At 39.8% G+C, this 10,738-nt stretch carries 14 protein-coding genes; 12 read left to right on the forward strand and 2 right to left on the reverse strand.

What is annotated here, in order from left to right:
• The first annotated feature begins 5 nt into the window (after positions 1 to 5).
• From ABCW45_RS16100 to ABCW45_RS16140, 9 genes are all read left to right on the forward strand, one after another.
• On the forward strand, positions 6 to 1,268 hold the full coding sequence (locus tag ABCW45_RS16100) for a hypothetical protein (protein ID WP_015552299.1): 1,263 nt from the start codon (positions 6 to 8) through the stop codon (positions 1,266 to 1,268).
• Positions 1,269 to 1,275: 7 nt separating this feature from the next.
• Positions 1,276 to 2,421: a polysaccharide pyruvyl transferase family protein gene (locus tag ABCW45_RS16105; protein WP_117503735.1), complete on the forward strand. Its 1,146-nt coding sequence runs from the start codon at positions 1,276 to 1,278 to the stop codon at positions 2,419 to 2,421.
• 180 nt (positions 2,422 to 2,601) lie between these two features.
• Positions 2,602 to 3,999, forward strand: coding sequence for a lipopolysaccharide biosynthesis protein (locus ABCW45_RS16110; RefSeq protein ID WP_015552301.1), 1,398 nt, complete (start codon positions 2,602 to 2,604; stop codon positions 3,997 to 3,999).
• 65 nt (positions 4,000 to 4,064) lie between these two features.
• Entirely contained in the window at positions 4,065 to 4,436 is a 372-nt protein-coding gene (locus ABCW45_RS16115) for a coenzyme F420 hydrogenase/dehydrogenase beta subunit N-terminal domain-containing protein (protein WP_158553048.1), read from the forward strand.
• A 13-nt stretch (positions 4,437 to 4,449) separates the two neighbouring features.
• Positions 4,450 to 5,094, forward strand: a complete 645-nt coding sequence (locus ABCW45_RS16120) for a serine O-acetyltransferase (RefSeq protein ID WP_015552303.1) — start codon at positions 4,450 to 4,452, stop codon at positions 5,092 to 5,094.
• 13 nt (positions 5,095 to 5,107) lie between these two features.
• Complete coding sequence (locus ABCW45_RS16125; protein ID WP_015552304.1) at positions 5,108 to 6,106, forward strand: Coenzyme F420 hydrogenase/dehydrogenase, beta subunit C-terminal domain; 999 nt, start codon at positions 5,108 to 5,110, stop codon at positions 6,104 to 6,106.
• A gap of 79 nt (positions 6,107 to 6,185) precedes the next feature.
• A complete protein-coding gene (locus ABCW45_RS16130; protein WP_015552305.1) occupies positions 6,186 to 7,304 on the forward strand; it encodes an NAD-dependent epimerase/dehydratase family protein in 1,119 nt (372 codons plus the stop codon).
• A 31-nt stretch (positions 7,305 to 7,335) separates the two neighbouring features.
• Positions 7,336 to 7,875 carry an NADH-quinone oxidoreductase subunit I gene (locus ABCW45_RS16135; protein WP_015552306.1) on the forward strand — a complete coding sequence of 180 codons (540 nt, stop codon included), beginning with the start codon at positions 7,336 to 7,338 and terminating at the stop codon, positions 7,873 to 7,875.
• Between the two features lie 132 nt (positions 7,876 to 8,007).
• On the forward strand, positions 8,008 to 8,883 hold the full coding sequence (locus ABCW45_RS16140; RefSeq protein WP_015552307.1) for a 4Fe-4S cluster-binding domain-containing protein: 876 nt from the start codon (positions 8,008 to 8,010) through the stop codon (positions 8,881 to 8,883).
• Positions 8,884 to 9,066: 183 nt separating this feature from the next.
• On the opposite strand, the gene ABCW45_RS16145 is transcribed toward ABCW45_RS16140, so the two are convergent.
• Positions 9,067 to 9,486: a class II aldolase/adducin family protein gene (locus ABCW45_RS16145; RefSeq protein ID WP_425518622.1), complete on the reverse strand. Its 420-nt coding sequence runs from the start codon at positions 9,484 to 9,486 to the stop codon at positions 9,067 to 9,069.
• 53 nt (positions 9,487 to 9,539) lie between these two features.
• Between ABCW45_RS16145 and ABCW45_RS16150 the strand changes: the two genes are divergently transcribed.
• Genes ABCW45_RS16150 through ABCW45_RS16160 form a run of 3 tightly spaced genes read left to right on the forward strand, consistent with a single transcriptional unit; the run spans position 9,540 to position 10,566 of the window.
• On the forward strand, positions 9,540 to 9,923 hold the full coding sequence (locus ABCW45_RS16150; RefSeq protein WP_117470327.1) for a hypothetical protein: 384 nt from the start codon (positions 9,540 to 9,542) through the stop codon (positions 9,921 to 9,923).
• A complete protein-coding gene (gene tnpB / locus ABCW45_RS16155; protein ID WP_343221180.1) occupies positions 9,916 to 10,095 on the forward strand; it encodes an IS66 family insertion sequence element accessory protein TnpB in 180 nt (59 codons plus the stop codon). The genes ABCW45_RS16150 and tnpB overlap by 8 nt, the downstream gene beginning before the upstream one ends.
• A gap of 36 nt (positions 10,096 to 10,131) precedes the next feature.
• Positions 10,132 to 10,566: an IS66 family insertion sequence element accessory protein TnpB gene (locus ABCW45_RS16160; RefSeq protein WP_343221181.1), complete on the forward strand. Its 435-nt coding sequence runs from the start codon at positions 10,132 to 10,134 to the stop codon at positions 10,564 to 10,566.
• Here the strand turns inward: ABCW45_RS16160 and ABCW45_RS17960 are convergent.
• The coding region (locus ABCW45_RS17960) for an integrase core domain-containing protein (protein WP_425518623.1) at positions 10,563 to 10,738 on the reverse strand (176 nt) is incomplete at its 5' end. The genes ABCW45_RS16160 and ABCW45_RS17960 overlap by 4 nt on opposite strands.

A 10,738-nucleotide genomic window follows, 5' to 3' on the forward strand; every position in this document is an offset into this window, starting at 1 on the left:
ACGCGATGAAAAAGATTCTTATATCTTTGCTTACATATACACTTGCGCTATTGATTATTTTTAATTGCTATTCCCTTATGTGCATGGTGTATCCGAACCGGATTTTTTATATTTTGACGAATGTAAATTTTGTACTGTTGCTTTTGTTGCGTAGAAAAATAAAACTCAAAAAAAATGCCTCTGTTTTATGTGCGGCATATTTATTATGCATGCTGCTGCTTATTGTACGAGGCTTTTTTAGCTATGAGTTTATGTTCTCTTGCGTGCTTCCTTTTGTGTTCACAGTCGTGTATTTTGACAAAACAGATGTTGTACTTGATTTTTGGGAGAAGTATACAAATATCATAGCAGTCATATGTCTACTCAGTTTGATGTTTTTTGTGTTTGCATCTAATCTCCATCTAATTAGTCCAACGGCTATTTATTCTGCGGATGAGGTAGGATGGGGAACTAATACGTATAAAGACTATTATCATTTGTATTGTGAAGGACAGGAAGTGTATGCGCTTGGCTATTCCGGTGTAAGGAATACAGCGTTGTTTGTAGAAGGCCCAATGCTTACATTTGTTGGATGTTTGGCTCTTTACTATGAGCTATTTCTTAGAGTCAAAGGTATTCGGAAAATTGTGGCTGCGTCTATTATTATCTCGATTGCTTCATCTCTTTCAACGACTGGTCTTTTGCTAATTGCAGTAATGATGTATTTGAGGTTTTACGAAAGAATAAAGAATAACAAATTTTTGAAGTTCTTTTGCCTACCTGCGATTATTGCTGTTTTAGTTTATTTTGGGGCGTATGTGATCCAAGATAAATTTGTTAGCAATGTTTACTCTGCTTCCGTTCGTACAGATGATATTTTAGCATCATTAAAATGCTTTACTAGCGATCCGATTAACGGGATAGGTTATAATAATTTAAAAGGCATTAATCCTTTTAGGCTTTACAAGAGAACTGATGCTGGATTGAGTACAGGTCTTGGTGGAATATTAGCATATGGTGGACTATTGTGGGGGCTATGGTATATCGTCCCGGTTGTGATTGCAGTTAAGAAATATATCTCACAACCTAAGTATCGGAATGTTTTGGGATTCCTATTTCTTTACATGGCACTTCTTGTTGTAACAGTAGTTCAGTCAAGAATATTATGTACTGTATGTATGACGATGTCGTGGATAATTACAATGGATTCGAGTATTGCGAAGGAACAGCTTGTAGAAGTTAAAGAACGTAAGGCTGTGGGAAAGAAAATCAGAGTTAAAATGATGTGAGGCTATTATGGAAAATGGATATAGAACTAAAGTTGGAGTTATAACATATCATTCTGCCTATAACTTTGGCTCTGTTTTACAGGCTTTAGCTACGCAAGAAGCAATCAAGCGTTTGGGGTATGAAGCTGATATTATTAATTATAGAATGAAAAGGCAGAAGCAGTACTACCAAAAACTTTACAGGACGGCGTTTGGTTCCAAGACATTTATTAAGGATCTCATTATGATGCCGGTAAGGGGAAAAAGGCTTCAGAGAGCAAAGGCATATGAACAATTTATCGAGTCAAGATTGAGCCTTACAAAGGAGTTTGAAGTTCCGGAAGCAGCGATGCAGGTATTTGCTGAATACCCCTGTATTGTTAGCGGAAGCGATCAGATTTGGAATTTTCATTCAAATGAACTGGAAGGGCAAGCAATCGATTATATGAAGCCGTATTTATTGTCTGACTTTAACGGCAAGAAGGTTTCTTATGCATCTTCGATAAGTAACATGTCTGATGTGGAGCTTGATTCAATTATCGGCTACATTTCTCAGTTTGACCATCTTTCGTTCAGAGAGGCAAGTAGCAATAAAAGAATAAATGAAAAATACAAATTGGGATCGATCAATGTTCCGGATCCTACGTTTCTTCTATCCAGAAAAGATTGGATTGATTTGTTGGACCTAAAACAGAGCAAAGATGAAAGGTATATTTTGTATTATTCGTTACGTAGCTATAAACCGCAAAGAGAGCGCATTGCATTGCTTAAACAAATCTCGGAGCGTACTGGATATAAAGTAAAAGTGGTTACACCTTTTGTTTATTTAAACTATCCAGATGATTGCTTTGAAATTCATCCGGAATTTGGTCCGCTGGAGTTTATAAGTAACATCATGAATGCTGAGATGATTATAACAGATTCTTACCATGGAACTATACTATCGGTCAATTTCGAGAAGAATTTTTTCTCGATGTGCGAAAATACAGGAAGCGAGTTCAGAAAGACAGATATCCTGTGTCAACTGGGACTCGAAAACCGCATAATCGCTGATATTGAAGAATCCTTTACAAAGCTTGATTCTGCAATCGATTATACACAAGTAAGGTTAAAGGTCGAGGCTCTGCGCACGATTGGATATGATTATTTAAAAAACGCACTGAGTTCAGATTAAAGGCTGTTTTGTTGATTACAGGGATTGACTATGAAGAAGTGTGATATTTTGCCATTGATACTGGGGTTACTTAAGAGCATTACATGAAAATGTTAATTGGATAAAGTAAAATAATATCTATGGACTCGATTAAAGAGTAGCCCTAAGTATACCATTAATAACATATAAGGAATATGCCGTATGACTGAACAGAATAAAAGCAGTAAACTTTCAGAGCTAAAGAAAAACACTCTGATCATTGGAATAGCAACATTCGGAAGCAAAGCGATATCCTTTATCCTTGCTCCATTGTATTCATACTACCTGACAACAGCGGAATATGGTACTATGGACTTGGTGACAACAACGGCTTCGTTGTTGCTGCCAATCCTTATGGCGGATGTCTATGAAAGTGTCTTTCGCTTTACAAGTGATCCGGATGAAGACAATAATAAAGTATTGACTAATTGCTCTTTGATTGCCTTGATTGGTACAATTATAGGAGCATTGCTCATCATACCAATTTCTCTGATATATCAGAATCTTCCCGTAATATTGATTATTTATCTTTATGTGGTCATAGATGGTTTTACTTTGATTTTTAGTTGGTATGAGCGTGGAAGTGGCAAAATAAAGGTATTTGCTTTTTCGGGGGTTGTGAACTCGGCTTTCCAGCTGGTATTTACTTTTCTTTTTATTGTTTTGCTTAGATATGGCCTGAATGGCTGGTATATTGGATTCCTTTTTGCAAAAATTATAACATTTGTCTATCTTTTTATTAATGTAAGGCCTTTTAAAGTTATCAAAAGACAGCATCTTGATAAGGCTTATCAAAAAAGACTGCTAAAGCATTGTATTCCACTTATGCCTACAACGGTTATGTGGTGGGTCTTGAATGTGTCCGATCGGTATGCTATTGGCATTTTTATGGGAATGGCAGCAAACGGTATCTACGCTGTTTCCAATAAAATCCCTTCGATTTTAAATGCATTTGAGAGTATATTTTATCAGGCTTATCAAACGACAGCAATCAACTCTCTCGATGATAAGGAGCGTAATAACTTTTACAGTAGAATATTCAACAACTACTTTGTGTTTATGATGCTGGGCTATGTCGGTATTCTAGTGGTGTCTCGTCCAATGATCATTTATTTGTTTGATTCGAGTTATGCTGATTCTTGGCTATATATTCCTCCTCTGCTTGCTGGAGCTGTTGCACATGCTATTGCATCTAACCTTGGTTCATACTATGTTTTGTTCTATCAAACAAAAGGGGCTTTCCTGACTAGTGTTTGGGGAGCATTGACAAATATAGTTTTAAATTTTTTGCTCATTCCCTATTTTGGACTTATGGCAGCGGCTTTGACCACTCTTACGGGTTATATAGTAATGTTCTTTTTTCGGTGGAGGGATATTAAAAAGTTCATAACGATAAAATTGGAATTAAAAAGAATCTTAATTATGCTGTCAATTTCTGCTATTCAAACTGCACTTTATTTTTGGAATAGTTGGTTTGGGATAGCTGCAATGGCTCTTGTGGGGTGTATTGCTCTTGCGATAAATAAAGATATGCTACTGCGACTTGTGAAGAGAAAATAATGCTGTCTCGTCCACGAAAAGCGAATGGGTCGTTGAATTCGATGAGCTAGGAGAAAATGATGTATATGGTGCAACAGGTAAATAAACTTGGAAAAAGCGATTGGTACATGGCTTGGTATCAAGATGATGAAGTGCTTATGAATAGTTCATCGGGTGGTGCGTTTACAGCAATTGCTGAAGTCGTTCTTCAAGATAATGGCGTTGTATTTGGTGCGACATTTGACGAGAAGACATGGGATGTCTATCATAAGCCGGTTACCTGCATTGAAGAATTAAATGATATTCGCGGTAGCAAGTATTATCAAAGCCAGGCGTTTTTAGCATATGCTGACTGCAAAAAATATTTGGATGCGGGAATAGAAGTTCTCTTCTCAGGTACGGCTTGTCAAGTTATGTCTTTCCAGCCTATTCTGATAGCTCACAGCTTGGCTATTTAGGGGAGGTTGCTGCATGAATATTAAGAGAATTATAAATAAGATAGGTAGCCCTTCCTTCTTTAAATTCAACAAAAGAGATTACGAAGGGAAAATAGCAAAGGACGAGGTGTTTAATGCCAGATTCCGAAACGGCGGCGTTACACTTTCCAGAAAGGAAAAGAAGTCTCCGGAATGGAGAACTGTGGTTGTCTATCGTAAATACCAGGTTAATAAAGGCAACCTGTGGGGCTATATCTACGAAAGAAAGTTAAACCGTATGGCAGAGAAAACCGGGATAGATTTCCTCGGTAACTGTAATATTGGAGACTGCCTTTTGATTGGACATTGGGGAAAGATAGTTATCAATGGGAATGCGAAATTTGGCAATGAGACTATGATTACTCACGGAGTGACTATTGGAAGAGATATACGTGGAAAGCACAAAGGATATCCTACTTTTGGGAACAGAGTTTGCATTAGAACAAATTCGACAATAGTTGGCAATATTAGCATAGGTGATGATGTGCTTATAGCACCGAACACTTTCGTGAACTTTGATGTTCCGCCGCATTCCATCGTAATTGGCAACCCTGCTAAGATTATTGCAAGGGAGAATGCTACAGAAGGGCATCTTCCAGATATTAATATGGATCCTTCACTGAGGGTCGAAATGGTCTGAGGGAGGATTTGTGATGGAAAATATAATTGAACAAGAGAATTTAGTTAATCAGGATGTTACCTTTCCTGTTGCATATGCTTGCTACAACAAAGACCTGCAAACGAGATTGGATAGTACGTCCGGTGGTGCATTCACAACGCTGGCAACGTATTTTCTTAAAGAAAAGGATGCTGTGATTTTTGGAGCCGCATTTGATCGGAACTGTAATGTCAAGCATATTAGAGTGGATACTCTGGACGATCTGGGTAGACTTCGCGGTTCAAAATATCCTCAAAGCAATGTGTGTAACAGCTTCTTAGAAGCTAAAGCTGCGTTGGATAGTGGAAGGGCAGTTTTTTATACCGGGACACCATGTGAGATAGCTGGTCTTAAGAATTTCCTTGGAAGAAAGTACGAAAATCTTTTCACAATGGATTTTGTTTGCCATGGTGTAGGTTCGGATTTGGTTTGGCGAGGATATAACGGACAATTCAAAAATAAGGGAGAAATCAAGAAAATCACCTTTAAGGCAAAAACGCACGGGTGGAAGAAATGGTATTTCAAGGTTGACTACCAAAATGGGAATGTGTGGCAGCGGCGGGGCAGCATGACAATGTTTATGCGTTCTTACCTGTCTTATGCGAATATAAGACCCTCCTGTTTTGAATGTCATTTTAAAGGATTACAAAGAACTTCGGATTTCACCATTTCTGACTGTTGGGGCGTTGCCGAATCAAACCAGAATATTAATGATAATAAAGGCTTATCAGCTTTGCTTTTGCAGAATGACCGTGCATTGCTGATTTTTGATGTGATAAAAGATAATCTGGAATATCTGGGATATGATGCAGAAGAACTGATGGCCGGTAACTGGACAGCAGTTAAGAGCGTCAAGGCTAATCCGATTAGAGAAAGATTCTTCACAGATGCTTTTGAAATCGGAACGATAGAATCGCTGAAAAAGCATTTTAAGCCATCGGCCAAAAACTGGATTAGATATTATTATAATCGACTGAAGGGCAAAGAAAAATAACCAATGATAGCGCATAGTTGAATGAGCGGCATACTTATTGATATTGATTCGGCTGAAAGGCAAGGAGATAACGGTCATAATGAATATATTGATTCTCGGTGGAAGCGGCATACTATCTACTGATTTTACCAAAACGTGTTTGGATAAGGGCAATGTGGTTTATACCCTTAATAGAGGGAACAGAACTCATTTTATAGATCCAAGGGTCAAACTTATTAAAGCTGACCTTCGAAATGAGCCGGAAAATGTACTACGAGAGAAGATTTTCAAGGAAATTCCATCATATGATGTCATTGTTGATTTTCTGTCGTTTATTCCGAATCATTTGAAACGCACACTGTCCATATTAAATGGGCAGTTCATACAATTTATATTTATTTCCTCATCAACTGCTTATAAGAAGAAGTGTGAGGATGAGATTCTGACGGAACAGAGTGAAATTGGAAACGAAAAATGGGATTATGCATATAACAAGTATCTGTGCGAGGAATTTTTGAGGAAAAGCAGCATCAATTATACAATTATACGGCCATATGTAACCTACGGTAAAAACAGAATTCCATTTCCAATCATACCGGGCGACCAATATACTCTGTTGGCTCGCATTATGGCCAATAAGCCGGTTATTATGTTTGAGCATGGTGATGCAATTTGCACCCTAACGCACACGGAGGATTTTGCTAAAACGCTTTATGAATTGCTACTGAATGAAAAGGCTTATAAAGAAGCATTTCATATCACAAGCACTAGTGAACAAACATGGCTTGAGGTTTATACGATTCTTTGTGAGTTATTAAATAGGAAACCGAATATCTGTTCACTCGATAGAGCTGATACCGAGAAATATATGCCCGAATTTTATGAAATACTGGTTGGCGACAAGGGAACGAATATGCGTTTTGACAATACCAAAGTCTCCAACGCAATCGGACACTCTGTTTATAATACTGTATCTCTGAGGGATGGATTGAAACAATCAGTTGACTTCTTCATGAACCATTCTTATATGCAGAAGATTGATTATAAATTCGATGGTGAGTGTGATTACATAGCGGCTAAGATTTCAAAGCAGAAATGCTGCATATTGGAATCATCGGTGCGTCGTAATAAGGATGTACTCTATTATCATATCATGAGGTTCCCGCTTACAAATTATCTGGTGAGAGCCAAAAGAGCAAAGAAGATGGATTCCAAGTAGGTGAGTCTATGGAATTTTGGAGGTTTAAGATATGCCGTTATCATTCAATAGTAAAGGAGAGGCTAAGATGAATCAAGGGATACCTCCTTATGCTTCTGATATAGACCCAGATAGTCCTTATTGCGAATTTGATGATGGGGTATTGGTTTATCAGGATAAGCAAGGACATTGGCTAGATATGAATCAACAGCCAAAGCCAAAAAAGCCGCGAAAGTATACGCCACACCAATCAACCAGATATAAGAATATCGTAATAGGGGAGAACGGTAAGGCAAAGTCCTATGATGTAAAGACTGGTGGACTAAAGGACACGAATAAGGAACTGCCAGAATTATATAATAAACGAGAAAACTGTTGTGGTTGCGGAGCCTGTTATGCCGTATGTCCGACCAGGAAATTCCTTGAAAATAACGGTGAGGGGAGCATAGGCCAATTTGGTGAAAAGTATGTTCTTTCTCATGGTGCTATTTATATGGAAGAGGACGAGGAAGGATTTCTTTATCCTGTGGTTGATGCAAGTCTGTGCATTCGGTGTTATAAATGCGAGACAGTCTGCCCCATTAAGAATTAGACAAGTAGCAAGAGAGCCTGAATGGTTTGAATGGTGCAAACAGGATCAAAGTTTTACAAATGAACAGGTGATAGAAATGCTTTTGGAGATTTTTAGGGAATATGAAGCCAACACGAAAGAAGGTGTCAATCTATGATACCTGAAAAGAATATCCTTCTCACCAATATTCAACGCTTCTCCCTGCACGATGGCCCGGGCATACGTACCACTGTTTTCCTCAAAGGTTGTTCAATACACTGCCCTTGGTGTAGCAATCCGGAAAATTTACTGCACAGGGAGCAAAGGTATGTAAAGATGGATCATAACGGAAAAGTTGAAGAAGAAGGAACCTATGGGAAATGGTATAGCCCAGATGAGCTATATTCTGAAGTAATAAAAGATAAGTCGTTTTATGGCTACTGTAATGCTAATTCGGCTACTTATCTGGACTCTCTTCCTGGAGGCGTGACGTTCTCCGGCGGCGAGTGCATGCTCCAGATGAAAGAGCTTGATCCCATGCTTCAACGGCTTAATGATGAGCAAATCCACACAATTGTGGAGACAAGCCTTTTCTGCTCATCAGTACAGCTTTCCATTGCAATCAAGCATATAGACCTGTTTTACGTTGATATTAAGGTTCTGAATGATGATTTGTGCTCATCTTCTCTTGGTGGAAGGATTGAGCTATATAAAAACAATCTTGTGACATTACTGAACAGCGGCAAGCCGGTTGTCTTTCGCTTGCCGGTTATCGGCGGTTACACGGATAGTGAGGAAAACAGGAAAGCTGTGGTTGAACTGATAGAATCGAAAGCCAAAAGCTATTCGAACCTTTTGAAGATTGAAATCCTCAAAGAACATAATCTTGGAACGAATAAGTATCAGTCGTTGATTGATGGCGGGAATGAGATAATGCTGCCAGAATATAATGGCGTAAGTGATGAGCTGATGGGGCAGTATAAGATAGAAATTGAAGAGGGGCTGATGATCGTTGGAAGTTCAATACCTGTGGAAATCTGCAAAATTTGAACCACCAGTATTCCGCCCCGCCTTGCCACCTGACTATTGACAGAAGTAACCTGCGGTGAGAGAATATAAGTGGATAAACTGCTAAATTCGGTCGAACTGATCGGTCAGCTCGACCGAATTTAGCAGTCATCTCGTTTAAATCTTCCATTCAATAATCAGTTCTCACTTTTCTATGATGTGAGATTATTTTTGCCCATAGTAAGCATTCGGTCCATGCTTCCTCATGTAGTGCTTATCAAGCACATACTGCTTCATCTCGGCCTGCGGATTCAAAGCTAATGTCTTGATATCCATTTCCGCAACCTTCTCCATGACCACAGCGTTGTACACAGCATTGGCAGGATTTGTTCCCCATGCAAACGGTCCATGGTTCTTAACAACAATACCCGGAATTGCCATCGGATCATATCCAAGCTTCTCAACCGTTTCGATTATCACTTTGCCCGTATTCAGTTCGTAGGCTTCCATGACCTCTTCTTTACTCAGTTCCCGCGTGCATGGAATATCTCCATAGAAATAATCTGCATGAGTTGTGCCGAGTGCAGGGATGTTCATGCCTGCCTGAGCGTAAAGGTCAAACCACTCGCCTTTCACTAAAACCATTTTTAGTGCATACTTGAGAAAACCAATAGATTTTTCAAGGAGGACTAAAGACTATGGATCAGTGTACCCACGAAGTCCGTGCAGAGTACTGGCGAAAGATCATCCAGGCTTGTGGACAGAGACCTGCCGGACAATCAGCGAAACGATGGATGGACGAAAACGGCATCCGAGAGCAAAGCTACTACCACTGGCAGAGGCGCTTTCGGCAACAGGCTTATGCGGAAATGAAGGAGAACGTTTCTGTCCCTGCCACAACGGAAAAATCGGAGCTGGATTTTGTTGAAATTCCGTGTACTGCTGTTTCGGAAACAAATATTCGTCCGCTCTCCAATGAACCGGCTGCTGTTATCCGGACCGCATCATTTCAGATTGAGATCTCCAATGATATTTCAGACACTCTTCTCAGCCATATTTTACGGGAGGTGTCCCATGCTTGAAGACGCAGCCGGGATCCGTCGTGTAGTCCTTGCGTGCGGCACTGTTGATCTGAGAAAAGGGATCGATGGTCTAGCAACGATCATCGGTGATCGGTATGGGCAGAATCCTTTCGAGAAAGGTAAAGGTCAAACCACTCGCCTTTCACTAAAACCATTTTTAGTGCATACTTGAGAAAACCAATAGATTTTTCAAGGAGGACTAAAGACTATGGATCAGTGTACCCACGAAGTCCGTGCAGAGTACTGGCGAAAGATCATCCAAGCTTGTGGACAGAGACCTGCCGGACAATCAGCGAAACGATGGATGGACGAAAACGGCATCCGAGAGCAAAGCTACTACCACTGGCAACGGCGCTTTCGGCAACAGACTTATGCGGAAATGAAGGAGAACGTTTCTGTCCCTGCCACAACAGAAAAAGCGGAGCTGGATTTTGTTGAAATTCCGTGTACTGCTGTTTCGGAAACAAATATTCGTCCGCTCTCCAATGAACCGGCTGCTGTTATCCGGACCGCATCATTTCAGATTGAGATCTCCAATGATATTTCAGACACTCTTTATAGTGGTTCAGTTGTCAAGACAAAAACTCAAGCATTTTATAATGAACCGATATCTGTAGCTGAATTAGGGAGGTGCCCCCATTAAGCAGCATGATCAATCAGCAGTGCCGGATAATAATATGATGCGGGTGTCTGATTGTTGATCGCTGAATGACAGCGCTCAAAGTTGTAGGTATGTACATAGCTTTTGATAGCCGCTCGCGCTTCCCGGATGTTGGCATACTGTGTAAGATAGGCTTCCTCATATTTGAAGCTAC

The sequence above is a fragment of the Pilosibacter fragilis genome (assembly GCF_032490495.1).
Classification (GTDB): domain Bacteria; phylum Bacillota; class Clostridia; order Lachnospirales; family Lachnospiraceae; genus Pilosibacter; species Pilosibacter fragilis.

What these genes read in the sequence shown, in the direction of transcription:
- ABCW45_RS16100 (WP_015552299.1), top strand. Translation starts at nt 6, where the DNA reads ATGAAAAAGATTCTTATATCTTTGCTTACATATACACTTGCGCTATTG.
- ABCW45_RS16105 (WP_117503735.1), top strand. Translation starts at nt 1,276, where the DNA reads ATGGAAAATGGATATAGAACTAAAGTTGGAGTTATAACATATCATTCT.
- ABCW45_RS16110 (WP_015552301.1), top strand. Translation starts at nt 2,602, where the DNA reads ATGACTGAACAGAATAAAAGCAGTAAACTTTCAGAGCTAAAGAAAAAC.
- ABCW45_RS16115 (WP_158553048.1), top strand. Translation starts at nt 4,065, where the DNA reads ATGGTGCAACAGGTAAATAAACTTGGAAAAAGCGATTGGTACATGGCT.
- ABCW45_RS16120 (WP_015552303.1), top strand. Translation starts at nt 4,450, where the DNA reads ATGAATATTAAGAGAATTATAAATAAGATAGGTAGCCCTTCCTTCTTT.
- ABCW45_RS16125 (WP_015552304.1), top strand. Translation starts at nt 5,108, where the DNA reads ATGGAAAATATAATTGAACAAGAGAATTTAGTTAATCAGGATGTTACC.
- ABCW45_RS16130 (WP_015552305.1), top strand. Translation starts at nt 6,186, where the DNA reads ATGAATATATTGATTCTCGGTGGAAGCGGCATACTATCTACTGATTTT.
- ABCW45_RS16135 (WP_015552306.1), top strand. Translation starts at nt 7,336, where the DNA reads ATGCCGTTATCATTCAATAGTAAAGGAGAGGCTAAGATGAATCAAGGG.
- ABCW45_RS16140 (WP_015552307.1), top strand. Translation starts at nt 8,008, where the DNA reads ATGATACCTGAAAAGAATATCCTTCTCACCAATATTCAACGCTTCTCC.
- ABCW45_RS16145 (WP_425518622.1), bottom strand. Translation starts at nt 9,486, where the DNA reads ATGGTTTTAGTGAAAGGCGAGTGGTTTGACCTTTACGCTCAGGCAGGC.
- ABCW45_RS16150 (WP_117470327.1), top strand. Translation starts at nt 9,540, where the DNA reads ATGGATCAGTGTACCCACGAAGTCCGTGCAGAGTACTGGCGAAAGATC.
- tnpB (WP_343221180.1), top strand. Translation starts at nt 9,916, where the DNA reads ATGCTTGAAGACGCAGCCGGGATCCGTCGTGTAGTCCTTGCGTGCGGC.
- ABCW45_RS16160 (WP_343221181.1), top strand. Translation starts at nt 10,132, where the DNA reads ATGGATCAGTGTACCCACGAAGTCCGTGCAGAGTACTGGCGAAAGATC.